The 26331-nt window shown below is 64.3% G+C and carries 25 protein-coding genes; 12 read left to right on the forward strand and 13 right to left on the reverse strand.

Features of this window, described 5'->3' with window-relative positions; translation table 11 throughout:
- Window positions 1–12: 12 nt before the first annotated feature.
- A complete protein-coding gene (locus CJU94_RS19130) occupies window positions 13–165 on the forward strand; it encodes a DUF3096 domain-containing protein (RefSeq protein ID WP_073429502.1) in 153 nt (50 codons plus the stop codon).
- A 291-nt stretch (window positions 166–456) separates the two neighbouring features.
- Here CJU94_RS19130 and CJU94_RS19135 read toward each other — a convergent pair whose 3' ends face one another.
- Window positions 457–702 (reverse strand): hypothetical protein, encoded by a 246-nt coding sequence (locus CJU94_RS19135; RefSeq protein WP_095420033.1) that lies wholly within the window; start codon window positions 700–702, stop codon window positions 457–459.
- A gap of 228 nt (window positions 703–930) precedes the next feature.
- Here CJU94_RS19135 and CJU94_RS19140 point away from each other — a divergent pair, with 228 nt between their 5' ends.
- Entirely contained in the window at window positions 931–2811 is a 1881-nt protein-coding gene (locus tag CJU94_RS19140) for a glycoside hydrolase family 15 protein (protein ID WP_095420034.1), read from the forward strand.
- A 179-nt stretch (window positions 2812–2990) separates the two neighbouring features.
- On the forward strand, window positions 2991–4268 hold the full coding sequence (locus CJU94_RS19145; protein ID WP_095420035.1) for a polyhydroxyalkanoate depolymerase: 1278 nt from the start codon (window positions 2991–2993) through the stop codon (window positions 4266–4268).
- A gap of 97 nt (window positions 4269–4365) precedes the next feature.
- Here the strand turns inward: CJU94_RS19145 and CJU94_RS19150 are convergent, their stop codons facing one another.
- Entirely contained in the window at window positions 4366–4998 is a 633-nt protein-coding gene (locus CJU94_RS19150; RefSeq protein WP_095420036.1) for a TetR/AcrR family transcriptional regulator, read from the reverse strand.
- A gap of 230 nt (window positions 4999–5228) precedes the next feature.
- Between CJU94_RS19150 and rsxB the strand changes: the two genes are divergently transcribed.
- The 3 genes from rsxB (at window position 5229) to CJU94_RS19165 (ending at window position 7290) form a co-directional block, all read left to right on the forward strand.
- On the forward strand, window positions 5229–6062 hold the full coding sequence (gene rsxB, locus CJU94_RS19155) for an electron transport complex subunit RsxB (protein WP_167397545.1): 834 nt from the start codon (window positions 5229–5231) through the stop codon (window positions 6060–6062).
- A 19-nt stretch (window positions 6063–6081) separates the two neighbouring features.
- Entirely contained in the window at window positions 6082–6726 is a 645-nt protein-coding gene (nth, locus tag CJU94_RS19160; RefSeq protein WP_095420038.1) for an endonuclease III, read from the forward strand.
- A 129-nt stretch (window positions 6727–6855) separates the two neighbouring features.
- The gene (locus tag CJU94_RS19165) at window positions 6856–7290 is read left to right on the forward strand and encodes a DUF1841 family protein (protein ID WP_095420039.1); all 435 of its coding nucleotides are present in this window, start codon (window positions 6856–6858) and stop codon (window positions 7288–7290) included.
- Between the two features lie 105 nt (window positions 7291–7395).
- On the opposite strand, the gene CJU94_RS19170 is transcribed toward CJU94_RS19165, so the two are convergent.
- Together CJU94_RS19170 and CJU94_RS19175 are read right to left on the reverse strand one after the other, a co-directional pair.
- Window positions 7396–7779: a c-type cytochrome gene (locus tag CJU94_RS19170; protein ID WP_095420040.1), complete on the reverse strand. Its 384-nt coding sequence runs from the start codon at window positions 7777–7779 to the stop codon at window positions 7396–7398.
- Window positions 7780–7837: 58 nt separating this feature from the next.
- Window positions 7838–8206 carry a c-type cytochrome gene (locus tag CJU94_RS19175; protein WP_007175710.1) on the reverse strand — a complete coding sequence of 123 codons (369 nt, stop codon included), beginning with the start codon at window positions 8204–8206 and terminating at the stop codon, window positions 7838–7840.
- 447 nt (window positions 8207–8653) lie between these two features.
- On the opposite strand from CJU94_RS19175, the gene CJU94_RS19180 reads away from it, so the two are divergent.
- The 5 genes from CJU94_RS19180 to CJU94_RS19200 all read left to right on the forward strand — a co-directional run bounded on the left by CJU94_RS19180 (window position 8654) and on the right by CJU94_RS19200 (window position 13967).
- Window positions 8654–9496 (forward strand): AAA family ATPase, encoded by an 843-nt coding sequence (locus CJU94_RS19180; protein WP_095420041.1) that lies wholly within the window; start codon window positions 8654–8656, stop codon window positions 9494–9496.
- Between the two features lie 112 nt (window positions 9497–9608).
- Window positions 9609–10784: a vWA domain-containing protein gene (locus tag CJU94_RS19185; protein WP_095420042.1), complete on the forward strand. Its 1176-nt coding sequence runs from the start codon at window positions 9609–9611 to the stop codon at window positions 10782–10784.
- A 47-nt stretch (window positions 10785–10831) separates the two neighbouring features.
- A complete protein-coding gene (locus tag CJU94_RS19190) occupies window positions 10832–12052 on the forward strand; it encodes a benzoate/H(+) symporter BenE family transporter (protein ID WP_095420043.1) in 1221 nt (406 codons plus the stop codon).
- A 296-nt stretch (window positions 12053–12348) separates the two neighbouring features.
- The gene (tal, locus tag CJU94_RS19195; protein ID WP_095420044.1) at window positions 12349–13302 is read left to right on the forward strand and encodes a transaldolase; all 954 of its coding nucleotides are present in this window, start codon (window positions 12349–12351) and stop codon (window positions 13300–13302) included.
- A gap of 248 nt (window positions 13303–13550) precedes the next feature.
- Window positions 13551–13967, forward strand: a complete 417-nt coding sequence (locus CJU94_RS19200) for a VOC family protein (RefSeq protein WP_095420045.1) — start codon at window positions 13551–13553, stop codon at window positions 13965–13967.
- Between the two features lie 115 nt (window positions 13968–14082).
- Here the strand turns inward: CJU94_RS19200 and CJU94_RS19205 are convergent, their stop codons facing one another.
- From CJU94_RS19205 to CJU94_RS19240, 8 genes are all read right to left on the reverse strand, one after another.
- Window positions 14083–15207, reverse strand: a complete 1125-nt coding sequence (locus CJU94_RS19205) for an FUSC family protein (RefSeq protein WP_095420046.1) — start codon at window positions 15205–15207, stop codon at window positions 14083–14085.
- 164 nt (window positions 15208–15371) lie between these two features.
- On the reverse strand, window positions 15372–16922 hold the full coding sequence (gene mctP / locus CJU94_RS19210) for a monocarboxylate uptake permease MctP (protein ID WP_095420047.1): 1551 nt from the start codon (window positions 16920–16922) through the stop codon (window positions 15372–15374).
- The gene (locus tag CJU94_RS19215) at window positions 16922–17161 is read right to left on the reverse strand and encodes a DUF3311 domain-containing protein (protein WP_095420048.1); all 240 of its coding nucleotides are present in this window, start codon (window positions 17159–17161) and stop codon (window positions 16922–16924) included. The genes mctP and CJU94_RS19215 overlap by 1 nt, the downstream gene beginning before the upstream one ends.
- Window positions 17162–17588: 427 nt before the next feature.
- Window positions 17589–18530, reverse strand: coding sequence for a class I SAM-dependent methyltransferase (locus CJU94_RS19220; RefSeq protein WP_095420049.1), 942 nt, complete (start codon window positions 18528–18530; stop codon window positions 17589–17591).
- Window positions 18527–19000 carry a DNA-deoxyinosine glycosylase gene (locus CJU94_RS19225; RefSeq protein ID WP_095420050.1) on the reverse strand — a complete coding sequence of 158 codons (474 nt, stop codon included), beginning with the start codon at window positions 18998–19000 and terminating at the stop codon, window positions 18527–18529. The genes CJU94_RS19220 and CJU94_RS19225 overlap by 4 nt, the downstream gene beginning before the upstream one ends.
- Entirely contained in the window at window positions 19000–19683 is a 684-nt protein-coding gene (locus tag CJU94_RS19230; protein WP_095420051.1) for a chorismate--pyruvate lyase family protein, read from the reverse strand. Before CJU94_RS19230 ends, CJU94_RS19225 begins: the two co-directional genes overlap by 1 nt.
- Window positions 19684–19837: 154 nt before the next feature.
- Window positions 19838–21661, reverse strand: coding sequence for a tetratricopeptide repeat protein (locus CJU94_RS19235; RefSeq protein WP_095420052.1), 1824 nt, complete (start codon window positions 21659–21661; stop codon window positions 19838–19840).
- A 48-nt stretch (window positions 21662–21709) separates the two neighbouring features.
- Window positions 21710–23518, reverse strand: coding sequence for a glycosyltransferase family protein (locus tag CJU94_RS19240; protein ID WP_095420437.1), 1809 nt, complete (start codon window positions 23516–23518; stop codon window positions 21710–21712).
- Between the two features lie 258 nt (window positions 23519–23776).
- On the opposite strand from CJU94_RS19240, the gene CJU94_RS19245 reads away from it, so the two are divergent.
- A complete protein-coding gene (locus CJU94_RS19245) occupies window positions 23777–24058 on the forward strand; it encodes a hypothetical protein (protein ID WP_095420053.1) in 282 nt (93 codons plus the stop codon).
- A gap of 124 nt (window positions 24059–24182) precedes the next feature.
- On the opposite strand, the gene htpG is transcribed toward CJU94_RS19245, so the two are convergent.
- Complete coding sequence (gene htpG / locus CJU94_RS19250) at window positions 24183–26087, reverse strand: molecular chaperone HtpG (protein ID WP_095420054.1); 1905 nt, start codon at window positions 26085–26087, stop codon at window positions 24183–24185.
- Window positions 26088–26331 lie beyond the last annotated feature (244 nt).

Consider the following 26331-nt stretch of genomic DNA (forward strand, 5'->3'; position numbering starts at 1 on the left):
TACGGAGTCTTCATGAACGTCACACTCAGTTTGGGCCCGCTGGTTTCGTTGATCGCCGGTATTCTGATTCTTGTCATGCCGCGCCTGTTGAACTACATCGTCGCGCTCTATCTGATCATCATCGGCATCATTGGCATTTTTGGCGTGGGGGCTTCGCACTTCTGAGCGCCAGCGGCACTCGCTGACGCAAGCACGAGGCGCTCGACCGGACGTAGGACCGGCCGGCGCCGTCCCGCTGCGCGACCGGACGCAAGACCGGACGCAAGACCGGACGCAAGACCTGACGCAAGACTTGAAGCAAGCCGTGAAGCACCGTCACGTGCACGCGCGGCGCCGTGAATCCGATGGAAGCGATGAAACGCGCGGCACGGCGAAGCGGTGTACCCTCGCGCAAGCATGCTCAGTTGCGTGCGGCGCAGCGGCGACCCCTTGTAGTGAGCGAAGAAGCGCCGCCGGTCAGCCGTTCGAAAGCTGGTCGAGGCGCAGACGTCCCTGCAGCGACAGGGCGCCCACGGCATAATTGCCATCGCCTTGCTGATAACGCCGGAAGCAGGCCCGTTCGACCAGAAAGGCGGCGGCGGCCAGCATGCCGTTGCGGCTCAGGCCCAGGCGGCCGTGATCGAGCGGCAACATCGAATCGTCGGCAAGTTCGCTGGCGGCCGAGAGAATCGTGATGCAATCGGATTTCGACGGGTTCACCATAGCGTTGGTCCTCGGAAACGGCGCCTGTATGCGCCATGGGCGGGGCCGGTCCACGATCCGGAATGCTCCGGGCGTCGGCACGAAATCTGATTGTAGGCATTGGTTTGACAGATTACCAACCCGCGTTTCGCGGCAATGTGCGGTGAACCAAAACGCATCGCGCAAGTCCGGTAACAACAACGACGCGCGTGGCGCTCCCCGCCGCGCGCCATACTGACTCGCTCCCCCATGCCCGCAAACATCGAAGACTATGCGCTCGTCGGCGACGGCCACACGGCCGCGCTCATCTCCCGCGAAGGCTCCGTCGACTGGCTCTGCTGGCCGCGCTTCGATTCCGGCGCCTGCTTCGCCGCCCTGCTCGGCACGCCCGGCAACGGCCGCTGGCTGATCTCGCCGGTCTCGGACACGCCGCCCGCCATCACCCGCCGCTATCGCGGCGAAACGCTGATCCTCGAAACCCATTTCGAGACGCCGGAGGGCGCCGTCACGCTAGTCGATTTCATGCCGCCGGGTAACGGCTGGTCGGAACTGGTGCGGATCGTCGTCGGCCAGCGCGGCACGGTGCGCATGAAGATGGAGCTGGTGCTGCGCTTCGATTACGGCTTTTCGATTCCGTGGGTCGACCGCCTCAAGCATGACAGCGGCATCAAGGCGATCGCCGGCCCGGATAACGCCGTGCTGCGCACGCCGGTCGAGTTGCGCGGCGAGGACATGAAGACGGTGGCCGAGTTCACCGTCAGCGAAGGCGAGCGAGTGCCGTTCTCGCTGGCTTATTCGCCCTCGCATCTGCGTATTCCGCCCGCGCGCGACCCACACACGTCGCTCGCGCGCACCGAGAACCACTGGCTCGAATGGTCGGCGCGCGGCACGGTGGAAGGACGCTGGGCCGAACCGATCCGCCGTTCGCTGATTACGCTCAAGGCGCTCGCCTACGAGCCGACCGGCGGCATCGTCGCGGCGCCCACGACCTCGCTGCCGGAGCAGCTCGGCGGCACCCGCAACTGGGACTACCGCTACTGCTGGCTGCGCGACGCCACCATCACGCTGCTCGCGATGATGCGCGGCGGCTACTTCGACGAAGCACGCGCGTGGCGCTCCTGGCTCGGCCGCGTGATGGCCGGTGCGCCGGACCAGTTGCAGATCATGTACGGCATCGCGGGCGAGCGGCGCCTGCCCGAGTTCGAGCTCGACTGGCTGCCCGGCTATCAGGGCGCGAAACCGGTGCGGATCGGCAATAACGCGGTCGATCAGCGTCAGCTCGACGTCTACGGCGAAGTGATGAACGCGCTGCATCTCGCGCGGGTCGGCGGCCTGCAGGCGGACGACACCGCGTGGAACGTGCAACGCGCGCTGCTCTCCCACCTCGACACGATCTGGCGGGAACCCGACGAAGGTATCTGGGAAACGCGCGGCGGCCGTCAGCATTTCACCTTCTCGAAGGTCATGGCGTGGGTTGCATACGACCGCGCCATCAGGTCGGCGGAGATGTTCCAGCTCGACGGCCCGCTCGACGAATGGCGCGCCACCCGCGCGCAAATCCACGCGGAAGTCTGCGAAAAGGCGTGGAACCCCGCGCTCAACGCGTTCTCGCAGTGCTACGGCACCAACGAGCTCGACGCCAGCGTGCTGCTGATGCCGCTGCTAGGGTTTCTGCCGCCGCTCGATCCGCGCGTCAAGGGCACCGTGGCGGCCATCGAGAAGGATTTGATGCACGACGGTTTCGTGATGCGCTACCGCACTACCGAATACGACGACGGCCTGCCGCCGGGCGAAGGCACGTTTCTCGCTTGCTCATTCTGGATGGTGGACAACCTGGCGCTGCAAGGCCGGCTGGACGAAGCGATCGCAATGTATGAGCGGCTGCTCGCGCTTTGCAACGATGTCGGCTTGCTCGCGGAAGAGTACGATCCGGGGGCAAAGCGCCTCGTCGGCAATTTTCCGCAGGCTTTTTCGCATGTGGCCCTCGTGCACACCGGCCTGAACCTGATGAAACACGAACAGGCGATGGCGCAGGCGACAGGGCAACCCGTCCATAACGGCAACGGACCATCGGAACTTGATGCTGCGGCAACCCCCGATAGCGGCGCGGCAACATCGCCACTAGCATGATTTAATGGCAGTTTGCGTGTTAGTCGCACACAAATTGCTGCATTGCACAATTGCGCTTAGTTCGATATGATCGATCAGACTGTCGGCCGAAAAACAATGTGCCCACAACCAAATTGGCCTGCCGCAACGCCCTGTGCGTGTTTGCGAAGCCCCATGCGAACCGCTTAAACGGAGCACCCATGCTCTACCAACTGCACGAATTCCAGCGGGCTATGTTGAGCCCCCTCACCGCCTGGGCCCAGGCCGCGTCCAAGTCTTTCGCGAATCCAGCCAGCCCGCTGGCCTATGTGCCGGGCGCCACGCGTCTTTCGGCGGGGTACGAATTGCTCTACCGGCTCGGTAAAGATTACGAAAAGCCCGAGTTCAATCTTCACCAGATTGTGAAAGACGGCCACAACATCCCGATCATCGAGCAGACGATCATCGAGAAGCCGTTTTGCCGCCTGATGCGTTTCAAGCGTTTCGCGGACGACAGCGACGCTGTTACCCAATTGAAAGACGAGCCGGTCGTGCTGGTGTGCGCACCGTTGTCGGGACACCACGCCACGCTGCTGCGTGACACCGTGCGCACATTGCTTCAGGACCACAAGGTCTACCTGACCGACTGGATCGACGCACGCATGGTGCCGCTCGAAGCCGGCGAGTTTCATCTGGACGACTACGTCGCCTACATTCAGGAATTCATCCGCCACATCGGCGCGAAGAATCTGCATGTGATCTCCGTGTGCCAGCCGACCGTGCCGGTGCTCGCCGCCATTTCGCTGCTGGCGAGCCGCGGCGAGGACACGCCGCGCACCATGACCATGATGGGTGGCCCGATCGACGCCCGCAAGAGTCCGACTTCGGTCAACTCGCTCGCCACTCAGCATTCTTACGAATGGTTCGAGAACAACGTGATCTTCACGGTGCCGCCTAATTATCCGGGCGTGGGCCGCAAGGTTTATCCGGGCTTTTTGCAACACACCGGTTTTGTGGCAATGAATCCGGAACGTCACGCGGCATCGCACTGGGATTTCTACCAGAGCCTGCTGCGCGGCGACGAAGACGACGCGGAAGCCCACCGGCGCTTTTACGACGAGTACAACGCGGTGCTCGACATGGACGCGGACTATTACCTCGACACGATCCGGGTCGTGTTCCAGGAGTTCAGCCTTGCCGAAGGCACGTGGGACGTCTCCGGCGAACGGGTGCGACCGCAGGACATTACCAGGACCGCGCTCTTCACGATCGAAGGCGAGCTCGACGATATCTCCGGCGACGGCCAGACCTATGCCGCGCACGAACTGTGCACGGGCATTCCGGAGACGCACAAGCGTCACTTCACGGCTGAAAAGTGCGGGCACTACGGTATTTTCTCGGGACGCCGCTGGCGCACCATCATCTACCCGCAGTTGCGCGACTTTATCCTCGAGCACAACAAGGTGACGAAGGTCGCGAAGGAACGAGTCGAAGCCTGAGCGACGCGCGCACAGCCAGACGGCAACAACGGCCTCCTCGGAGGCCGTTGTCGTTTATGAGGATCCCGAAGCCTCGACCCGCGGTTGGCGACGCGGGTTATTTGCGCAACAGATACGCGAGCAGCAACTCGGTGTTCATCTGAATCACTTCGCTGCGCTCGCTCGCGCTGCTGAAATCGCGCCCGAGCGTGGCTTCGAGCGTGAAGCGGTTCGACACGATGTAGTAGCCCATGCCGGACAGCGTGACATAGAACCGCAGCGGATCGACGTTGGCGCGAAACAGCCCCGCGCGCTGGCCGCGCTCGAGAATACCGCCGAGCGTGGCGACGATCGGCGAGATCATTTCGCGGATGCGCGTCGACTTTTGCATGTAGCGCGCTTCATGCAGATTCTCATTGTTGATGAGACGCAGCAACTCGGGATGATCGCGGTAATAATCCCAAACAAAATGCGCAAGACGCGTAATCGCCTCGACCGGCGCGATGCCGTTGAGTTCGAGCGTGCGCTCCGCTTCATTGAGCGCGCTGAACGCGTGCTCGAGTACGGCGGTAAAAAGCTGCTCCTTGCTACCGAAGTAGTAATAGAGCATGCGTTCATTCGTTTCCGCGCGGCGGGCGATCTGATCGACGCGCGCGCCGAATAGCCCACCATTTGCAAACTCTTCGGCCGCCGCAAGCAGAATGCGGCGCCGTGTGCCTTCAGGATCTCTTTTGATTTTCGGCTGATTCATGGTGGCATCGTCTTCGTGAGCCGCGTTATCCGGATCGCGCCGCCGGCCTCTCCTCGGGCCTTGCACCGACAGCACTGAACGGGCTGGTTGGGGGAACACCCTTATGCGGTCTTTCGAAAAAGCGCTTCGATTATGGCACATGGATTGCGGATGGCAATTGGGGAAATCGGCGATAATGTGCTATTTAGTTCAAGCTGTGCGGCCGCAAGCCAAAGCCCCACGTCGTGACCGTGACAGAAATCAAAACACTCGCAGATCGCATCGAAGACCTGCTCCCCCAGACGCAATGCACCAAGTGCGGTTACCCCGCATGCCGCCCCTATGCCGAAGCCGTTGCAAGCGGTGAGGCCAACTACAATCAGTGCCCGCCGGGCGGCGCCGAAGGCATCGCCCGGCTTGCCGCGTTGCTCGGCAAGCCGGTGATTCCGCTCAATTCCGCCAACGGCGTCGAACGGCCGCGTCCGTTGGCGGTTATCGACGAACAAGTTTGCATCGGCTGCACGTTGTGCATGCAGGCATGTCCAGTCGATGCAATAGTTGGCGCACCGAAGCAGATGCACACGGTCATCGCCGAACTCTGTACCGGTTGCGATCTGTGCGTGCCGCCCTGCCCGGTCGATTGCATTGCCTTGCCGCCCGTGACCGGCGAGGCGACCGGTTGGGACGCGTGGAGCCAGGCCCAGGCCGACGCCGCGCGCGCACGCCATGACCGGCGCGAAGCGCGCCTCGCACGCGAACGCGAGGCCGCCGAGGCACGTGCTGCAGCGCGGCGCGCAGGCAGCAGCCCCGCTGCTCAGGCTAACGAAGCAACGCAGGCCGATGCCGGCACGCCATCGGCCGCGCCCGCCGCGGAAGACGCCGAAGCAAAGAAACGCGCGATCATCCAGGCCGCGCTCGAACGCGCCCGCAAGAAAAAGGAAGAATTGGCCGCCAAGGGCCAGGGCCCGCTGAACACCGAGCAAGTGAGCGCCGACGTACAGGCGCAGATCGACGCCGCCGAGGCACGCCGCCGCCGTCTCGGACTCGCCGGGGACGACAGCGGCACGCCGTCCGACAAGCGCTAACCGCACCTTCACGCCGAGCATGAACGCGAACAAACGCCGCGCCATCTACGAGACGCTTCAAAGTCTCAACCCGCATCCGACCACCGAGCTCGAGTACACCACTCCGTTCGAACTGCTGATCGCCGTGCTGCTGTCCGCGCAGGCCACCGACGTGTCGGTCAACAAAGCCATGCGCAAGATGTTCCCGGTCGCGAACACGCCGCAGAAGGTTGTCGATCTCGGCGAAGAAGGCGTGGCCGGATACATCAAGACCATCGGCCTCTATCGCACCAAGGCGAAGAACGTCATTGCGACCTGCCGCATTCTGCTCGATCAGTACGGCGGCGAAGTGCCCGAGAATCGCGAAGCGCTCGAAAGTCTGCCGGGCGTCGGACGGAAAACGGCCAATGTGATTCTCAACACGGCGTTCGGTCATCCGACCATCGCAGTCGACACGCACATCTTTCGGGTTGCGAATCGAACCGGTCTCGCGCCCGGCAAAGACGTTCGCGCAGTCGAAGCGGCACTGGAGAAATTCACCCCCGCCGAATTCAGGCAGGACGCGCATCACTGGTTGATCCTGCACGGCCGTTATGTCTGCAAGGCGCGGCGGCCCGAATGCTGGCATTGCGTGATCGAGCCGCTCTGCGAGTTCCGGCCGAAAACACCGGCGCCGGATCTGTGAGCGACGCCGCCCGGCGCGCCGCGCCGCCAGCAGCGCACGGCGCCGCGGCGTAAAATGACGTCCTGCCTCGTTGGCTTGACAGGCTCACGCTTTACCGACTTACGCCCCACTCAACGCACCGGTCCCACGATGTTCAATCCCAGCCGCGACGAAGTTCGTCTCTTCTTCACCGACACCTGGCGCAAACAGCGTCAAGGTGAAATTCTGACGCCGCTGGAGGCCATCGCCGCCGACTGGATCGTCGAGCATCCCGAATACCACGCCGATCTGACCGACGGCGACGCCGCCCAGGCGCAGGACTACTCGCCCGAGCGCGGGCAGACCAACCCGTTCCTGCATCTGTCGATGCACCTGGCCATTACCGAACAGTTGTCGATCGATCAGCCGCCCGGCATTCGCGCGGCGCACGAACGGCTCGCCGCACGCCTCGGCTCGACCCACGAGGCACAGCACGCCATCATGGACTGTCTTGGCGAAACCATCTGGGAAGCGCAGCGCACCGGCATGCCGCCGGACACGGACGCGTACCTGCAGCGCATCGAGCGGCGCGCCACGCGCGACTAAGACCTGCGCGCACCGTCCGCGCGAATCACGGCTCCAGAAGCACAACACCCCGCCGAGGCGGGGTGTTGTTCAATCTGAAAGCCGCGCGGCAACCACGCGACTCGCTTACTTCTTCTGCACCAGATCGCCGTTCAGCGATTCGACATAGGCTGCGATGTCTTTCATGTCGCTTTGCGACAGGCTTTGCACTTGCGCCTGCATGATCGCGTTGTTGCGACCGAAGTGCGGATTGCCGTTGCCCATCTGGTATTGACGCAGCGACCAGTAGACGTAATCGGAATGCTGACCAGCGAGCTTCGGATATTCCGGGCTTACCGGCTTGTTCAGGTTCACACCGTGACAAGCCGCGCAGTTGTGGCTGTCCGCCAGCACCTTGCCGTTGCCGGCGTCTGCTGCGTGTGCCAGGTTCGCTGCAACCAGACCGATCACTGCCGCCGACGCGCATGCAGCCTTGAACACCGTGTGGAGTGCCTGTTGGGGCTTATTCATGAATTCTCCTATCCCGCGAATTTATTTGCCGGGTGACTGGATGGACGACCGCAGCCGATCACTTGTCGGGATTGCTCTTCGAAGAGGAATTTTGCGCCGCGTAGTAGGCAGCGATGTCGGCGATGTCCTGATCCGACAGCGACGCGGTGATGGCGCGCATCGTTTCGAAATGACGGTCGCCCTTCTTGTAGCCGTGCAGCGCGTTTTCGAGGTACGCCTGATTCTGGCCGCCGAGCATCGGCACGCGGTAGACCTCAGGGTAAGCCGTGCGGTATTCAGGGATGCCGTGGCAGCCGATACACATCGCGACCTTGCCTTGGCCCGCCTTAGCGTTGCCGACGACATCCGCTGCCTGCGCACTGGCCGCATAGCCCGCGAGCACCGACAGCGCTGCGATCACGACGTGTTTGCCAACGAATTTATTCATAGCATGTAACCTGGCTTGAGGGGAAACGGGCGACCAAAAAGGCAACGGCCCGCGCCGTTATTCTTATAGGGTAGCCACGCAGGCCAAAAAAATCGGGCTAATTGTACCGCGACGCCGCGCCGAACGTCCACCGCGCGGGGCCAGCGGCCCGTCCGGGCGCCGCAAAAGCACGCCTAGCGCCGTTTTGCTCCGCCGCGCCCGCACCGTCAGGTATGGCGGCGGCCATGGCATACCGGTCCGACACGGCATGGAACACGGCCACGCCCGATCCGGGCGGCGCACCCGCCCACCGGGTCCGCCGCGCGAGCCTTCGGGTCGCTCGCAAACGCCGCCTGCACGCCCGCTTCGCCCTGCAACGCCGCGGGTGACACCATACGCGAGCCGGTTTCAGGCCAACAGGTCTTCTGACTTATACTGGGCTTTTTCCCCGAAAAAGAGCATCTCGCCATGCGTTTCGAAGGCTCATCGCAGTACGTCGCCACCGACGACCTCAAGCTCGCGGTCAATGCCGCGATGACGCTCAAGCGCCCGTTGCTGATCAAAGGCGAACCCGGCACGGGCAAAACCATGCTCGCCGAAGAAGTCGCCGCCGCGCTCGGCATGCCGCTTTTGCAGTGGCACATCAAGTCCACCACCAAGGCGCAGCAGGGCCTGTACGAGTACGACGCGGTGTCGCGCCTGCGCGATTCGCAGCTCGGCGACGAGCGCGTCAAGGACATCCGCAACTACATCGTCAAGGGCGTGCTGTGGCAGTCGTTCGAGTCGGAGCAGCAAACGGTGCTGCTGATCGACGAGATCGACAAGGCCGACATCGAATTCCCGAACGACCTGCTGCGCGAACTCGACCGCATGGAGTTCTATGTGTACGAGACGCACGAGCTGATCCGCGCCAAACAGCGCCCGCTCGTGATCATCACCTCGAACAACGAAAAGGAACTGCCCGACGCGTTCTTGCGCCGCTGCTTCTTCCACTACATCAAGTTCCCCGACCCGGTCACCATGCAGCAGATCGTCGAGGTGCACTATCCCGGCATCAAGAAGGAACTGCTCGCGGCCGCCATGCAGAGCTTTTTCGAGCTGCGCAACGTCGCCGGATTGAAGAAGAAGCCGTCCACCTCGGAGTTGCTCGACTGGCTCAAGCTGCTGCTCGCCGAAGATATTCCGCCCGAAGCGCTGCGCTCGTCCGACCAGAAGCAGATCATTCCGCCGCTGCATGGCGCGCTGCTGAAGAACGAGCAGGACGTGAGCCTGTTCGAGCGGCTCATTTTCATGAACCGCAACAACCGTTGAAAGATCGCCGACTGAGCGTCGATCGATCATTGATTGAGCACCGGGTCGTTACCGAGAGGCCGCCATTGAAGCACGCGCCGCCCCGACCACCCGAGCCCGCAGAGGACCCAGCATGCTGATCGACTTTTTCTACTCGCTGCGCGCCGCCAAGCTGCCGGTCTCGGTGAAGGAATACCTGACGCTGCTCGAGGCGCTCAAAGCCAACGTGATCGCACCGTCGCTCGACGAGTTCTACTATCTCGCGCGCATGACGCTCGTCAAAGACGAGCAATATTTCGACAAGTTCGACCAGGCGTTCGGCGCCTACTTCAATGGCGTCGCGCAAGCCTCGGAGCTCGCTTTCGACGTCCCGCTCGACTGGCTGAAGAAAAAACTCCAACGCGATCTGTCGCCGGAAGAAAAAGCGCAGATCGAAGCGATGGGCGGCCTCGACAAGCTGATGGAGCGCCTGAAAGAGCTGTTCGACGAACAGAAGGAGCGCCACGAGGGCGGCAACAAGTGGATCGGCACCGGCGGCACGTCGCCGTTCGGCAATGGCGGCTACAACCCGGAGGGCGTGCGCATCGGCGGCGACGCGGCGGGCAACCGCACCGCCGTCAAGGTCTGGGAAGCCCGCGCCTATCGCGATTACGACGATCAGGTGGAAATCGGCACGCGCAACATCAAAGTCGCGCTGCGCCGCCTGCGCCGTTTCGCCCGCGAAGGCGCCGCCGAAGAGCTCGATCTGCCCGACACGATCCGCAGCACCGCCGCGAATGCCGGCTGGCTCGACCTGAAGATGGTGCCCGAGCGCCACAACAAGGTGAAAGTGCTGATGCTGCTCGACGTGGGCGGCTCGATGGACGATCACATCAAACGCACCGAGGAGTTGTTCTCCGCCGCGAAAGCCGAGTTCAAGCATCTCGAGTTTTATTACTTCCACAACTGCGTGTACGACTTCCTGTGGAAGAACAACCGCCGCCGTCACGCCGAGCGCATGCCGACGTGGGACGTGCTGCACAAGTTCACGCCCGACTACAAGCTGATCTTCGTCGGCGACGCCACGATGAGCCCATACGAAGTGCTGCAGCCGGGCGGTTCGGTGGAGTACAACAACGCCGAAGCCGGCGCGGTATGGCTGCGCCGGCTCGCCGATCATTTCCCTCATCACGCGTGGCTCAATCCCGAGCCGGAAGGCCTGTGGGCGTACCGGCAGTCGGTCAGCGCGATCCGCGAAGTGCTCGGCCACCGCATGTATCCGCTCACGCTCGCCGGCCTCGAGACGGCGATGCGCACTCTGAGCAAATAATCCGGTCACGTTTCACGCCATACCCTCACCGATAAGAAAGCAACTGCATGAGTCCGTCGTCATCGCCCGATTTGTCCCCTGCCGTCGCCCGGACCGGGCGCCTCAATCCCTTCTCCGACACCTCGCTGTCCGCCATCGTCGCCGGTTTCGTCGCGATGATGACGGGCTACACCAGTTCGCTCGTGCTGATGTTCCAGGCGGGGCAGGCCGCGCACCTGACCGATGCGCAGATTTCCTCGTGGATCTGGGCCTTGTCGATCGGCATGGCCGTGTGCACGATCGGTCTCTCGCTACGTTATCGCGCGCCGATCGTGATCGCCTGGTCGACGCCCGGCGCGGCGCTGCTGGTGGCCTCGCTGCCGCATGTGCCGTATGCGGTGGCGATCGGCGCGTTTATCGTCTGCGCGCTGCTGCTCACCCTGGTCGGCCTGACCGGCTGGTTCGATACGCTGATGAGGAAAATTCCCGCGGGCATCGCCTCGGCCTTGCTGGCGGGCATCCTGTTCGAAATCGGCATCGAGATTTTCCGCGCCGCGCAGTTCCAGACCGCGCTCGTGCTGACAATGTTCCTCACCTATCTCGTCAGCAAACGGCTCGCGCCGCGCTATGCGATCGTGACGACGCTGATCGTCGGCACGATCGCCGCCGGCGCGCTCGGGCTGCTCGACTTCACCCACTTTCACGTCGCGCTGGCGCATCCGGTGTTCACGATGCCGGCGTTTTCGGTGGCGGCCAGCGTCAGCATCGGAATTCCGCTCTTCGTGGTCGCGATGGCGTCGCAGAACGTGCCGGGCATCGCCGTGCTGCGCGCGGACGGCTACGCCACGCCCTCCGCGCCGCTGATTTCGACCACCGGCATCGCTTCGCTGCTGCTTGCGCCGTTCGGCTCGCACGGCATCAATCTTGCGGCGATCACCGCGGCGATCTGCACCGGCCCCGAAGCCCACGAAAACCGCGACAAGCGTTACACCGCCGCGCTCTGGTGCGGCATCTTCTACCTGGTCGCCGGCATTTTCGGCGCGACCATCGCCGCGCTGTTCGCGGCCTTGCCCAAAGCGCTGGTGGTCTCCGTCGCGGCGCTGGCGCTGTTCGGCTCGATCATGGGCGGCCTCACCAACGCCATGCAGGACGTGAAGCAGCGCGAGGCGGCGCTGGTCACGTTCATGGTGACCGCGTCCGGGCTGACGCTGCTGTCCATCGGCTCGGCATTCTGGGGGCTGGTGGCCGGCGTGGTGACGCAAGTGGTATTGAACGCTCGGCGCGCCTGACGGCCCGCGGCGCGATACGGCGGCGCACTGCCCGGTAATTTCTGGCATAACGTCGGCGGTGGCGGCGGCGGCGAAAAATTGCCGCTCGAAATCCGTGTGAACGGATTGCCGTGGGTAAGCGTCAACACTGCATCAGGCGATCGCCATAGAATAGAAGCATCCGGCAGCGTTTCCCGCCAGCATGGCGGGCAGCGCTGCAGCGTGACCCGCGGCTGCCGGACCTGATTTGTCTGTCAGGCCGGCGGCAATCTCATTTCTCCTGAACCACGGCGCACGCGCGCCCTGAAGGCCCGAACATGACAACCGCACTCGATCAACTCAAGCAGTACACCACCGTCGTGGCCGACACCGGCGACTTCCAGCAGCTTGCCCAGTACAAGCCGCAAGACGCCACCACCAATCCGTCGCTGATTCTGAAAGCGGTGCAGAAAGACGACTATAAGCCGTTGCTCGAAAAGACCGTCAAGGCGCATGCGTCGAAGCCGGTCGGCGCGATCATCGACCAGTTGCTGATCGCCTTCGGCACCGAGATTCTCAAGATCATTCCGGGCCGTGTGTCGACCGAAGTCGACGCGCGCCTGTCGTTCGACACGGAAGGCTCGATCGCCAAGGGCCGCGAACTGATCGCGCTGTATAAGGAACACGGCATTGGCCGCGAACGCGTGCTGATCAAGCTCGCCTCCACGTGGGAAGGCATTCGCGCGGCTGAAGTGCTGCAAAAGGAAGGCATTCACTGCAACATGACGCTGCTGTTCTCGCTCGCCCAGGCCGCCGCCTGCGCCGAAGCGGGCGCGCAGTTGATCTCGCCGTTCGTCGGCCGGATTTACGACTGGTACAAAAAGAACGCCGGCAGCGCGTGGGACGAAGCGAAAGACGGCGGCGCCAACGACCCGGGCGTCAAATCCGTGCGCCGCATCTATGCGTACTACAAGAAGTTCGGCTACAAGACCGAGGTGATGGGCGCGAGCTTCCGCACGCCGGGTCAGATTCTGGAACTGGCCGGCTGCGATCTGCTGACCATCAGCCCGGATCTACTGCAAAAGCTGCATGACAGCACCGAGAAGGTGGAGCGCAAGCTGTCGCCGGATATCGCCAAAGAGGCGGATATCGAGCGCGTGCCGGTCGACGAATCGTCGTTCCGTTTCCTCGTCAACGACGAAGCGATGGCAACCGAAAAACTCGCCGAAGGTATCCGCGCGTTCGCCGCGGACGCGGTCAAGCTGGAAAAGCTGATCGAAGCGCTGCGTTAAGCCTCGCACGCGCCGCGCACCGCCGGCGCTCGACACCCGCGGCCCTGGATCTCACGGTTCAGGGCCGCGCGGCGTTTATCGGCGGCGTTCGAAAGGACTGCATCTCACAGCAGGAAACTCTCGCCGTCTCTACGACATATAGTCACAATTGCCTCCGGGCGGGCGCCTACAATCGTCTTCACGAGCGCTCTCCCGCTGGCCTTCTCGGGAGATACCGGCGCCGCTGACCTCTATTCCGGGAGACGATCATGCAGGTTCAACCCTATGTTTTTTTCAACGGGCGTTGCGAAGAAGCGCTCGAGTACTACTGCGCGAAGCTCGGCGCGCAGGTGACTTTCAAGATGCGCTACAAGGAGGCGCCGCCGGATCCGCAAAACCAGCCGCGCCCCGGCCTCGAAGAAAAAATCATGCACGCCAACGTGCGCATGGGTTCGACCGACTGGATGGCCTCCGACGGCCATTGCGATCCCGCCGCCGGCCCGATGACCGGCTTCAGCCTCTCGCTGACAGCCGACGACCCGGCCTCCGCTGAAAAGTACTTCCATGCACTCGCCGATGGCGGCCAGGTGGTGATGCCGTTTCAGCCGACCTTCTGGAGCAAGGGTTTCGGGATGGTGGTGGACCGCTTCGGCCTCATGTGGATGGTGACGTTGCCGGAAGGTTGAGCGTGTCGGGGCGTCGGGCGCGCTCGCGGAGCGCGGTTGGTCGTGGCTGGCGCGGTTCATCGCGCGTAGTGCGGTTCATCGCACCCGGCGTGGCCGCCTCGCCAGTTCCACCCGCCTAAGCCTTGGCCGACATCCGCGAAGTCCGTTCAATGTTCCAGTTCGGCTCGGTTTCCAGCAGCTGCTCGCGCAGCCGGTCAACCTGTTCGGCAAGCCGTTGTCCGAGCCAATACGGCCCCTGAAATTCGGCCGGCAGTCTGAGCGCCGCGTCGCCGTGCCGCTGCGCGAGCGGCGACGCGGCGGGAATGCCGAAGTGCGTCGCCCGGCCAAAGCGCAGGCCACGCGCCGTTGCGAGCAGAATCGCGCGCACGGCGCTTACCTCGGCGCCGCATTGCATCGCATACGCGGCACGCGCTGCGGCGTCGGCGTGCATCAGTGGGCCGGTGGCCAGCAACTCCAGCGAACTGAGCACCGAGCGGTGCAGCCGCTGAATCTCTTCGAGCTTCGCTTGCGGCACATCGATTTCCTTCGCGACCGAAGGCATCAGCGAACGCAATTGCACGAGCCGCTTGTTGATGGCAAGAAAGCGCTTGACCTGCTCTTCCTCGCTGATCGTCTCGCCTTCCAGCAGCCGCGTGTAGATGCGCGCGCATTCGCGCAGATTGGCCGCGATGCCGTAGCGCCATGAATAGGTGGCATGCAACGGCAGCGCAAATGAAAACGCCAACGCGATCACAATGCCGATCAACACGTTCAGCGTGCGCCACAGGCCGACATCGATCAGGTTGTCGCCGTGACCCGCGACGATACACATGGTGATCGCCGTCAACAGCCCGATATAACCCGACGAGCCGATCGCAAACCACGCGCAGATGCCCGCGACGATCGACATCAGCACATAGGTGAGCGGCAGCGAGCCGGTCAGGTTTTGCAGGAGAATCAGCGCGAGCCCTATCGTCGCCCCGAGCAGCGTGCCCGCCGCGCGCTCGGTCGCCTTCTTGCGGATGTTGCCGTGATGCTGCAAGCCGCCGATCACCACCAGCAGCGTCACCGAAGACCAGATGCCATGCGGAATATCGATCCCGGTAGTCGCCAGAATCGAAACCAGCATGGCGACCCCGACGCGCAGACTGTGCAGCACCTTGGCGTGGCGATAGCGGTAGTAAGGCGAGGTCACCGCGCGAACCATCCGGCTGAGCGCCGAGCGGCGCGGAATCAGGGTGTGGGAATGGGCAGAAGCCATTGGCGGCGCGCTCGACGCGGTAAAGGACGGTTCCGCTATCCTGCCCTGGAGTGCCCTATCAACACAAACGTCCGCAAAACAAAACGCCCGCAAACTCTCGTCTGCGGGCGCTGCGGTTTCACGCTCCCGATCCCGTAACGCGGGACGAGGCAAAGCGGGCGTACTCAGCTTTCGACCACGTCCAGATAGTCTTCCGGACGCGTGCGGTCTTCCGCGCGCTGCATCCCGGCCGCGCGCACCACCAGGCTCACCACCACCGCCACCACCAGATTCACGATCAGCGACCACACCGCCGCGTAGCCGGGAATCGCCATGCCGAACAGGTGGATCGTGAAGATCGAGCTGGACAGCTTCAGCGAAATCGCCATCCACGTGCCGGTTGCGATACCGACCGCCCAGCCGATCAGCAGGCCGCGGTAGTCGAGCACGCGGGTGTACAGACCCAGCACGATGGCCGGCAGCGTCTGGATGATCCAGATACCGCCGAGCAGCTGCAACTGGATCGCGTACGTGAGCGGCAGGCCGAGAATGAACGCCACCGCGCCGACCTTGACGATCAGCGAGACCAGCTTCGCGACATTGGTCTCCTGCTCATGCGTCATGTTGCGGTTGACGAACTCCTTGTGGATGTTGCGCGTGTACAGATTCGCGGCCGCGATCGACATGATCGCCGCCGGCACCAGCGCGCCGATGCCGATCGCCGCGAATGCGACGCCCACGAACCACGACGGGAAGAAGTGCAGGAACAGCGCCGGCACCGCGAAGTTCGGACCGAACGCCTTGAAGTACGGCGCGAATTCCGGCATGTCCTTCACACCCGCGGCCAAAGCCATGAAGCCGAGCAGCGCGAGCAGGCCGAGCACCAGCGAGTAAGCCGGCAGCATCGCCATGTTGCGGCGGATGGTGTTACCCGACTTCGACGACAGCACCGCCGTGATCGAGTGCGGATACAGGAACAGCGCGAGCGCCGAGCCCACCGCGAGCGTCGCGTACGCACTGTAGCCGTTCAGGCTCGAGACGTCCGGCGCCTTCAGCAGCAGCTTGGCCGGCGGCACGACGCTGAAGATGTGGCCGAAGCCGCCCAGTTGCGGCGGAATCACGATGACCGCGGCGAAGATGGTGATGTAGATCAGAATGTCCTTCACCACCGCGATCATGGCCGGCGCGCGCAGACCGGACGTGTACGTGTACGCCGCGAGGATCGCGAACGCGATGATGAGCGGCAGATCGCCGACGAAGCCCTTGGTGTCGAAACCGAGCGCGCCGATCACCACTTCGATACCCACGAGCTGCAGCGCGATATACGGCATGGTGGCGACGATGCCGGTCACGGCGATCGCCAAAGCGAGCATGCGGCTGCCATAGCGTGCCGAAACGAAGTCCGCCGATGTCACGTAGCCCTGACGTTTGGCGATGCTCCACAATTTCGGGAACACGACGAACGCGAACGGATAGATCAGGATCGTGTACGGCAGCGCGAAGAAACCGGTCGCACCCGCACCGAACACCAGCGCCGGCACGGCGATGAAGGTGTACGCCGTGTACAGGTCGCCGCCCAGCAGGAACCAAGTGACGATGGTGCCGAAGCGGCGGCCACCGAGACCCCACTCTTCCAGATGCGCGAGATCGCCGCGCCGCCAGTGGGCCGCGATAAAGCCGAGAATCGTGACGCCGACGAAGAACAGAACGAAGACGAAAGTTGCTGTGGCGTTCATTATCGTGCGCCCCCTTGCGGACGGCCATTGGAGCGCGTCTTGGTCTTGAAGTACACGAGCGCCGTGATGATCGCGCTGATCAGCACCCACAGGAGCTGATACCAGTAGAAAAACGGAAAGTCGAACAGCACCGGTTCGACCTTGTTATATGACGGCACCCAGATCATCGCGATCCAGGGCAACAGCAGCAACCAGAGCCAGTGCTTGCTGGCTTTGTTCGCGTCGGCGTCGTGAGCCATGACGTCTCCTCTTCCCTATTATTGAATTGTTGGCCCGTGTTTGACGGGTGGTGGATCCCGCAGCGAGGGGTCGCCTCGCGAATGCCCACGGGCGCCCCGAAAGCCTCGAAAGAGTATAGGAGCCGCGAACACGCGGTCAAGCAGGGACGACCCCAGCACGGCCGTGCTTTCAGGGCCGGCGCGATGATGCCCGAATGGACAGGTTCGACGCGGCGGGTCAGGGCACGTGAGAGGCCACGCTGCCTGGGTCTGACAGGCGGGCCCGCGCCGCAGGGACGCGGACCGGCTGTTCAATGCGCGATGGATGGCGGCGCGGGCAACCGTCGCGTGGGCGCAACGGCGAAGTGAGCGGCAGCGAGGCTAACGAGCCCGTGCGCTGCCTCGGGCCGGACCGGCTTGCGCGAGCCCGACCGCTTTGGCGCGGCGTTCAGATCGAGAACGAGGCGCCGGTCTGTCCGGTCGATTCCTGCAAGCCCTTGATCCACTTGCGCGCGGGCAGACCGAGGTCGGCTTCGATCAGCTTCGCGCGCGTTTGCAGCGCCGTGAACGGCACCTCGAGCGGCGGCCCCGAAAACGCGATCGCGATGCGGTTGCCGTCGTGCACTTCCGGCAGCGCGACCACGCGGCCGTCGAAGGCTTCGTTCAACCGCTTCATGTTGCGCACGAAGCTCGGATGATCGCCGAACAGGTTCACCGTCACCACGCCCGCGTCGGTCAGACACGCGCGTGCCGCACGGTAGAAGCCGACGCTGTCGAGCACCGGGCCGCGCGCGGTCGCGTCGTAGACGTCGATCTGCAGCGCGCCGATCGTGCCGTGGTTGGCGCGATCGTTGACGAAGTCCCATGCATCGGTTTCGTGCACGGTCAGACGCGCGTCGTCGTGCGGCAGTTCGAACATCGTGCGCGCAGCCACCACGACCGCCGGGTTCACTTCCACCGCCTCGACCTTCGCGCGCTTCAGGAAGCGGTGCGCGAACTTGGTCAGCGCCGCCGCGCCCAGACCGAGCTGGACGATACGCCTGGGCGTTTCGATGAAAAGCAGCCACGCCATCATCTGCTGCGCGTATTCGAGTTCGATGTGATCCGGCTTGCGCAGACGCATCGCGCCTTGCACCCACTCCGTGCCGAAGTGCAGAAAACGCACGCCGCCCTCTTCCGAGAACGTCACCGGGGCGAAACGGGGCTTGCGCGGCGCTTCGATTTGCGGCGCGTCGTGCAGATCTTCGTCGTGCGAAGCGTGCGAGGCGCGCTTCTTGCCGCGCAGGATCTTCTGTTCTTTCTGCTTTTGGGGACGACCGCCGGCGGCGTCAGCGTCACGGTTGCGGAAGGCACGCGCTTCAGCGGAAGCGCGCTTGATCAATTTCGTCATGTAAGGATGTCGCGCCAAAGACGCAATTTTTGGTCGAACGAGAGCATAGCATTCGCCGGACTCGACGAAGGCAATACCAGGGTGGTGTAGCCCGCCGCGCCGATCACCGGCGCGAAGCGGCCCGCCGTCTTGCCGTTGAAGCAGACTTTCGCGAGCTTCGGCGCGTGCTCGCGCAGCGAAGCGAAATCGTTGGGGCTGGCATTGCGGATCGCCGCGTCGAGACTGCCTTCGCGCGTGCAGGCGGCGAGCACGTCCCACACGCCGATGCCGTGAGCCAGCACGCGCCGCAGACGCTCCTCATAGACGAGTTCGGCGAGCGGTTCGTCGAGCACGGTGCCGAGCAGCCGCCAGAACTGGTTGCGCGGATGCGCGTAATACTGCGTCGCGGCCAGCGACGCCTCGCCGGGAAAGCTGCCGAGAATCAGCGTATGCGTATCCGCGGCGGCGACGGGAGGAAAGCCGCGCAGCATCAGCGGTGCCGCTCGTCGGACGCGCGCGTGGCGGGATGCGCGCGCGATGCGGTGTGCTCGAGCGGACGGCCGTGTTCGCGCATGCGCGGATGCGCCAGCCACGCGTCCGACCGGCCGGCGTGGGACACGCTCGCCAGATGCGCCCATAGCGCCGGCAGCATGCATTCGGTCACCATCAACGGCGCGCCATGGCGCTCGAACACCGAGCGGCGCGCCACCAGCGCGTGCGGCGGCTGAGCGTCGACAGCGCGCGCCGCGAGGCGATACAGCGGATGCCGCGCGCTCAGCCTGCGGCTCACCAGCGACGAACGCGCCACGCTGCTGTCGCTATACAGCAGTTCGGCCAGCGGCCGCGTGCGCAAGCGCCGCATGGCCTGCCACACGCCGGCGCTCGCGGCGAGCGGCGCGACGCTATGCGCCGCCACGAACGGCACGCCGTCGACGGCTAGCACGACCTCGCGCACCCAGACCGGCGCACGCGGCGCGAGGCCGAGCGCGGCGCGCTCGTCGGCCCACGGCAGCGCGACGCCTTCACGCGTCACGCGTACAGCGACCGCGCCGAGCGCACGCAGATGCGCGGTCAGTGAACCACCACGGGTCAGCCAGTCTTTCTGCGCGGCGCTCAGGCCGGGCAATGGAGCGACGCGCCAATGGGCGTCGGCGGCAACGAAACGGATAGACATGGTGTCGGATTATAACGGCGTGGCCGTCGCACCCTTCCCGCGGCGCACACCCTTTCCTTCAGCCGATTCCGGCGATTACGACGCGGGTCATGTAGCACACCGGCTGGAGCCCCGCTTCTGCGCTACCCGGATCGCGTCTGAGCGCTCGCAGGTTTCAGGCAGCGACAAACTCGCGCAATGCGAGCGCGACTTCGTCGAGCACGGTGCCCCACCGTCCCAACTCACGCTGCCTGAACAGACGCGCCGACGGATACCAAGGACTATCGTCACGCTCGGTCATCCAGCGCCAGTCGGTGAACGTGGGCACCAGCACCCAGACCGGCGTGCCGCACGCGCCCGCCAGATGGGCCACCGCGGTGTCCACCGTAATGACCAGATCGAGCGACTGCACGATCGCGAGCGTATCGGCGAACGTGCCGATCTCCGGCCCGAGCCTGTGCAGGCCGATATCCGCGCGCCAGCCCACCGCCTCGTTGTGGGCTTCGCCCTTTTGCAGCGAAAACCATCTCACTCCCGTCTGCTCCAGAACCGGCAGCCATTGCTGCAAAGGAACGGAGCGATAACGATCGAGTCCATACGCCGGATTGCCGGCCCAGACAATGCCAACGCGCTTTCTGAACGGGCCGCACGCGTCGACCGGACCGATTGCGTCGAGGCGGTTCCGCCAACGCTGCATCTGGGCCGGCGCCGCACGCAGATAGGACGTGGCGAGCGGCAACATCGGCAGAGCCAGTTTCATCGGTTCCGGCATTCTGAGCATCCGGCACCAGTAGTCGTACGGTCCGGGCGGCGCGGTGGTCCACGCGGCATGCACACCCGCCGCGAGACGCGCGACTTCGCCCAGCGGAACCTCGACCCAGACATCGACCTGCGCGCCGCGCCGCTGTAACCAGTCGGCCATGCGCAGGAACTGCAACTGATCGCCAAGCCCCTGCTCGCCGACGAGCAGAAAACGGCAACCCGCCACCGGCTCGCCTTGCCACTCCGGACAATCGGGCCGAGCCAGATCGCGGTTCTCCGGCAACGCCTCATGCCAACGATATTGCTTCCAGCCGCTTTCAAAATCGCCCGCGCGCAGCTGCGCGGCGGCGAGATTGAATTGCATCAGCGGATGATCGGGCATCAGCCGCGCGGCTTCGACGGCGTGCGCATGCATGGACGAAAACTCGCCCAGCATGTTGAACGCAAACGACGCGTTGTGATGCAGCCAGCCGTTGTACGGATCGACACCGATACCGTCGAGGGCGACGCCGATCGCGTCCGTGAAACGCTCCATGCCATTCAGCGCATAAGCCAGCTGTTGCAGCGCGCAGGCGTCGGCGGCGAAGCGAGTGCGCAGCTCGGCGAGCGCGCGGTCGATTTCCGCGCCGCGCTGCGCTTTCGACAGAGCCGCGATCAACTCGAGCGCGTCCGGCAGTTGCGCCGGGTCGAGCCGCCAGGCGCGCAGCCAGTAGTCCGCTGCGTGCTGGTGATGGTCGAGCTCCGTACTGATTCGCGCGAGCGCGCGCACCGCATGATGCAATGACGGCTCGAGTTCGAGCGCCCGGAGGTAATGTCCGCGTGCCTCGGCGAGCCGCATCGAAAGCTTCAGGCAGTCGCCCAGATTGCGATGCAGGCTCGCGGTGCCGCCACCCACGCTGATGGCGCGATGGTAGAACGCTTCGGCTGCGATCAGCTCGCCGCCCAGCGCGGCGATCAAGCCGCGATGCTCCCAGATATCCGCGCGCTCAGGCGCAATGTGCAATGCCAGATCCAGATACTCGCGCGACCGCTCAGGTCGATCGATGCGAAAGGACGCGAGGCCGAGTCGGTGGAGCGCGTGGACGTTTCGCGGGTATTCCCCGAGGACTCGCTCGTAGGCGGCAATCGCTTCATGATGGCGCCCTGCGGCGAAGCAGGCGTCGGCATGCGCGGTGATCGCGCCGACATGGTTGGAGAAGCCGGTGTCAGGTAGTAAATCTGTTTCGTGCATCAACATCAATCAATCAGTTGCGTGAGTTGCTCGATCTGCAATGGCCCGCGCCGTTCAGGCTTTTTGTTCGGGCGACATCATCGTCGCGAGACGCGCGGCCACCCGCTCGACCACCGGCGCCCATTGCGCAGGACGCGGCTGCCGGTAGAGGTCGACGGAGTCATACCAGGGCTGCGACTCTTCGGTGCCCCACGACCAGTGCGAGACGTGATCGAGCATCGCCAGCACGCGATGCCCCAACGCGCCGCCCAGATGCAACGGCGCGCTGTCGATCGTCACCACCGCGTCCAGCGCGGCGAGGTGGGCCGCCACGTCGTCGAACCCGTGCGCATAGTCACCGGTCAGATCGCACAGGCGAAAACCTTGCGCGGCGAGCGCGGTCACGTCGGCGTGACGTCCGGGCGTCAGCGGATGGAAGACGACATCCGGCAGCGCCTGCAGCGGCGCGAGCGCCGCCAGCGGAATGGACCGTTTGGCGTCGCGCCGATGCGTCGGGCTGCCCGACCAGACCAGGCCGATCTGCCACTTCGCATCGGGCGCGCATGCGCCGACCCGTTCGCGCCATGCCGCCACTTTCGTTGCGTCGGCCCGCAGGTACGGCGTGCCACGGACCTGTTCGGGCTGGAGGCCGAGCACGAGCGGCAGGCTCATCATCGGCAAACCGTAGTGCGGCGTGCCGAGCGGTCCGTCTTCGATCGACACGCAGTCCGCGTGGAAGCGCGCAAACAGCGGGTGCAACGCGCGCCGCACGGCGAGCACCAGCCGGCCGCCTTCGTCGCCCACGCGCGCGGCCAGAAACGGAATGAAGCGGACCATCTGGATGTCGTCGCCGCTGCCCTGCTCGCTGTGCACGACCAGCGTCTTGCCGGCGAGCGCTTCGCCCCGCCAGCGCGGGCACACGCGCGTCATCAAGCTGACGACGTTGTTCCGCTCGCGGTCTTCGCGCGCGAGACGCGCCTCGAAACGCGGCCACGCGCTCGCCCAGGCGCCGCGCCGCAGCCCCAGATCGGCGAGATCGACCGCGGCCTGCACGGCGGACGGATCGATCGCGAGCGCCGCTTGCAGCGCCGCTTCGCTCTCCTCGTAGCGCGCCTGCTCGCCGAGATACATGCCGATTGCCGACAGCACGTCCGCATTGCCAGGCGCGGCGGCATCCACCGCGCGCATGGTGGCCTCCGCCGCCGCCGCGTCGTCGCATTGCCATTGCGCGTGACTGAGTTGCCACGCCATTTCCGCATCGGCGGGGTGGCGCGCCAGACTCTCGCGGCAGATGCGCTCGACCATCGGCCAGTCGCGAATCTCGCGCAACGCTAAAGCAAGTTGCAACGGCAACGCCGGATCGATCGCGGGGTCGAGCGCATACGCCCGCAGCAGCGCCGCGCGGCGCGCATCCCGCGCGCTCACCCCAGGCAGTGCGGCCAGCGCGATCGACAAACACCACGGTCCGCGCGCGTCTTGCGGCGCCCGACGCTCATAGGCGCGCAGCATCGGCACCGCCGCCGATTGCGCGCCGCAGTCATCGATCAGCCAGACCGCCCAATCGATCGTCGACTCGAGCGGCTGCGCGGCCACCGCCAGTTCGCTGTGGCGTTGCGCGGCGTCGGTTTGGCCGAGCGCATCGGCAAACAGCGCCAGCCGGGCATGGCGCGCCGCGTTCGCGCACGCCGGCGCCTGCGACGCGCTGTGATAGGCCTCCTCGAAACGCCCCGCGCTCGCGCACAGGTCGGCGTGCAATTGCGGCGTCACACCCGCCGCGGCCAATTCGATCGCGCGCCGCGCGGCGGCATCGAAGCCTTGTTCGCGCAGGATCGACCACAGGACATGAAGGGAATCGAGAGGTACGGCCAGGGCTGAATCGGACATGGGAATCGGGAGCGCGGTTGTCACGCGCGAACGCGCAATCACAAAAATAAGATCGAATGCTTACGGTGCTTAAAGATTGCAAATAATCCTTCAAGCCTCCGAATCAGAATCGCGCGATCATAAGATAAAGCCGAATCGCGGCATCTCACAAACCAATCTCAATTTAATATCGTTGATTCTATTTAGTTAGTTAACCATAATTAATTTCAGTCGACGATGGGCCCGACCCTACCGGCCGACCCGATCAACCATCACAACATGGAGCAACGTTTGAACACGGCAAAATCGAAGGAAACGTCCGACCGCATCGCGCATCTGGCCGCTGTCGTTTTGCGGCGCACGGGTATCGCGCAACTGGAAAAGGAACTCGCGGGATCGGCGCTGGCGCAGCATCACACGTCGAAACAGACCAGCAAGGCGATCGGCAGTCTCGCGGCGAAAGTGCTGGCCGATCATGTTTCGTGTCACGAGGCAAAGGAACTGGCCGGTTGCGTGCTCTCGCAAGTGCGCCATGTGGAGGGCCCTGCGCCGGCGCGTTGAGCGCTCCGCTTCGAACCGCCGAAGCGGCCTCGACTTCGCCGCGCCGGACAAAAAAAATGCGCTGCCGAAGCAGCGCATTTCTCAACCCCAAGCGTCAGCGCGACGCAGCGGAATCAGGCGCGACTCACGCCTGATTCGCGCCCGCCAGCAGCAGCGCGTTGGTGCGTTTCACAAAGCTCGCCGGATCTTCCAGCGCGCCGCCTTCGGCGAGCAGGGCCTGGTCGAACAGCAAATGGCACCAGTCGTCGAAGTTCGCGCTGTCCGCATGCAGCCCCTTCACCAGCGCGTGTTCCGGATTCACTTCGAGAATCGGATGGAACGAAGGCGCTTGCTGGCCCGCGGCCTTCAGCATGCGTTGCAGGTAGCCGCTCATTTCGCCGTCGTCGGCCACGAGGCAAGACGGCGAATCGGTCAGGCGGAACGTGAGACGCACGTCCTTGGCCTTGTCCTTGAGCGCTTCCTTCATCTTCTCGACGAGCGGCTTGAACTCTTCGCCGACCTTTTCCTGCGCCTCTTTTTCCTCGTCGTTCAGCGCGCCCAGATCGAGATCGCCGCGCGCCACGCTTTGCAGCGGCTTGCCTTCGAACTCGTTCAGGAACGACAGGATCCACTCATCCACGCGGTCGGTCAGCAGCAGCACTTCCACGCCCTTCTTGCGGAACACTTCGAGGTGCGGGCTGTGGGTCGCGGCCTGCCAGGTGTCGGCGGTGACGTAGTAGATCTTGCTTTGCTCGGGCTTCATGCGCGCGACGTAGTCGGCGAGCGACACGGTCTGCTCCGGCGTGTCCGTATGGGTCGACGCAAAGCGCACCAGCTTCGCGATCCGCTCGCGATTGGCGAAGTCTTCGCCGATGCCTTCCTTCAGCACCTGGCCGAACTCCTTCCAGAACCCGGCGTACTTTTCCTTGTCGGCCTCGTTATCCGAATTGGCCAGCTCTTCGAGCATCGACAGCGCGCGCTTGGTCACGCCTTCGCGGATCGCCTTCACGTCGCGGCTTTCCTGGAGGATTTCGCGCGACACGTTCAGCGGCAGGTCCGCCGAATCGACCACGCCCTTCACGAAGCGCAGATAGGCGGGCAGCAGTTGCTCGGCGTCGTCCATGATGAACACGCGCTTCACGTACAGCTTGAGGCCGCCGCGATAGTCGCGGTTGAACATGTCGAACGGCGCGTGGGCCGGCACGTACAGCAATTGCGTGTACTCGCTGCGGCCTTCGACGCGGTTATGCGTCCATGTGAGCGGGTCCTGATGGTCGTGCGAGAGGTGCTGATAGAACTGCTTGTACTGCTCGTCGGTAATGTCGCTCTTCGCACGGGTCCACAGCGCGCTGGCCTGATTGACGGTCTCGTCTTCGTCCTTCGTGACCATTGCGCTCTTTTCGGCGTCCCACTCTTCCTTCTGCATCAGGATGGGCAGCGCGACATGGTCGGAGTACTTCTGAATGATCGATTTCAGACGATGCGACGACAGCAGTTCGTCTTCATCCGCACGCAGATGCAGCGTGATGGTCGTGCCGCGCGCGGCGCGCTCGATCTGCTCGACGGCGAAGTCGCCCTCACCCGCGCTTTCCCAGCGCACGCCTTCCGAAGCCGGCAAACCGGCGCGGCGTGTTTCGACCGTGATCCTGTCCGCGACGATGAAGCCCGAATAGAAGCCCACGCCGAACTGGCCGATCAGCGCCGCGTCTTTCTGCTGGTCGCCGGAGAGCTTGCCGAAGAATTCCTTGGTGCCCGAGCGGGCGATCGTGCCGAGGTTGGCGATCGCTTCGTCGCGGCTCATGCCGATGCCGTTGTCGTCGAGCGTGATGGTGCGCGCGGCTTTGTCGTACGACACGCGAATCCGCAGATTCGGATCGTTCTCGTACAACGCGCTGTTTTCGATCGCTTCGAAGCGCAGCTTGTCGGCCGCGTCGGACGCGTTCGAAATCAGTTCGCGCAGGAAAATTTCCTTGTTGCTGTACAGCGAATGGATCATCAGGTGCAGAAGCTGTTTCACTTCTGCCTGAAAGCTCATGGTTTCTTGTGCCATGGTCGGACTTCCTCTCTGTTGCGAATGGGGTTCAAGTCGGGCGCGGCGCCGTTCGTTGCGGCCGATCCGCTGGCGGGCCGCCGGCCGGTGGGCCAAACGCCGAAGCCGCTGGCTGATCGCCGCCGTTGGCTGCTGACCGCTGCCTGCCGGCTACTGGCTGCTTGCCGCCCGCTGCCGGCTGCCGGCTGCCGGCTGCTGGCTGCTGGCTGCTGGCTCGCCGGATCGTCCGCCTAATTGGGGGCAA

This window comes from Paraburkholderia aromaticivorans (assembly GCF_002278075.1).
Lineage (GTDB): Bacteria > Pseudomonadota > Gammaproteobacteria > Burkholderiales > Burkholderiaceae > Paraburkholderia > Paraburkholderia aromaticivorans.

Excerpts from the sequence above, each read along its gene's own strand:
- CJU94_RS19185 (WP_095420042.1), top strand. The coding sequence starts at position 9,609 with ATGCTGATCGACTTTTTCTACTCGCTGCGCGCCGCCAAGCTGCCGGTC.
- CJU94_RS19140 (WP_095420034.1), top strand. The coding sequence starts at position 931 with ATGCCCGCAAACATCGAAGACTATGCGCTCGTCGGCGACGGCCACACG.
- mctP (WP_095420047.1), bottom strand. The coding sequence starts at position 16,922 with ATGAACGCCACAGCAACTTTCGTCTTCGTTCTGTTCTTCGTCGGCGTC.
- CJU94_RS19145 (WP_095420035.1), top strand. The coding sequence starts at position 2,991 with ATGCTCTACCAACTGCACGAATTCCAGCGGGCTATGTTGAGCCCCCTC.
- CJU94_RS19225 (WP_095420050.1), bottom strand. The coding sequence starts at position 19,000 with ATGCTGCGCGGCTTTCCTCCCGTCGCCGCCGCGGATACGCATACGCTG.
- CJU94_RS19220 (WP_095420049.1), bottom strand. The coding sequence starts at position 18,530 with ATGACGAAATTGATCAAGCGCGCTTCCGCTGAAGCGCGTGCCTTCCGC.
- CJU94_RS19205 (WP_095420046.1), bottom strand. The coding sequence starts at position 15,207 with ATGGCTTCTGCCCATTCCCACACCCTGATTCCGCGCCGCTCGGCGCTC.
- CJU94_RS19230 (WP_095420051.1), bottom strand. The coding sequence starts at position 19,683 with ATGTCTATCCGTTTCGTTGCCGCCGACGCCCATTGGCGCGTCGCTCCA.
- CJU94_RS19175 (WP_007175710.1), bottom strand. The coding sequence starts at position 8,206 with ATGAATAAATTCGTTGGCAAACACGTCGTGATCGCAGCGCTGTCGGTG.
- CJU94_RS19240 (WP_095420437.1), bottom strand. The coding sequence starts at position 23,518 with ATGTCCGATTCAGCCCTGGCCGTACCTCTCGATTCCCTTCATGTCCTG.
- CJU94_RS19130 (WP_073429502.1), top strand. The coding sequence starts at position 13 with ATGAACGTCACACTCAGTTTGGGCCCGCTGGTTTCGTTGATCGCCGGT.
- CJU94_RS19235 (WP_095420052.1), bottom strand. The coding sequence starts at position 21,661 with ATGTTGATGCACGAAACAGATTTACTACCTGACACCGGCTTCTCCAAC.
- nth (WP_095420038.1), top strand. The coding sequence starts at position 6,082 with ATGAACGCGAACAAACGCCGCGCCATCTACGAGACGCTTCAAAGTCTC.
- CJU94_RS19190 (WP_095420043.1), top strand. The coding sequence starts at position 10,832 with ATGAGTCCGTCGTCATCGCCCGATTTGTCCCCTGCCGTCGCCCGGACC.
- CJU94_RS19215 (WP_095420048.1), bottom strand. The coding sequence starts at position 17,161 with ATGGCTCACGACGCCGACGCGAACAAAGCCAGCAAGCACTGGCTCTGG.
- htpG (WP_095420054.1), bottom strand. The coding sequence starts at position 26,087 with ATGGCACAAGAAACCATGAGCTTTCAGGCAGAAGTGAAACAGCTTCTG.
- CJU94_RS19200 (WP_095420045.1), top strand. The coding sequence starts at position 13,551 with ATGCAGGTTCAACCCTATGTTTTTTTCAACGGGCGTTGCGAAGAAGCG.
- CJU94_RS19165 (WP_095420039.1), top strand. The coding sequence starts at position 6,856 with ATGTTCAATCCCAGCCGCGACGAAGTTCGTCTCTTCTTCACCGACACC.
- CJU94_RS19245 (WP_095420053.1), top strand. The coding sequence starts at position 23,777 with ATGGAGCAACGTTTGAACACGGCAAAATCGAAGGAAACGTCCGACCGC.
- CJU94_RS19150 (WP_095420036.1), bottom strand. The coding sequence starts at position 4,998 with ATGAATCAGCCGAAAATCAAAAGAGATCCTGAAGGCACACGGCGCCGC.
- CJU94_RS19180 (WP_095420041.1), top strand. The coding sequence starts at position 8,654 with ATGCGTTTCGAAGGCTCATCGCAGTACGTCGCCACCGACGACCTCAAG.
- tal (WP_095420044.1), top strand. The coding sequence starts at position 12,349 with ATGACAACCGCACTCGATCAACTCAAGCAGTACACCACCGTCGTGGCC.
- CJU94_RS19135 (WP_095420033.1), bottom strand. The coding sequence starts at position 702 with ATGGTGAACCCGTCGAAATCCGATTGCATCACGATTCTCTCGGCCGCC.
- CJU94_RS19170 (WP_095420040.1), bottom strand. The coding sequence starts at position 7,779 with ATGAATAAGCCCCAACAGGCACTCCACACGGTGTTCAAGGCTGCATGC.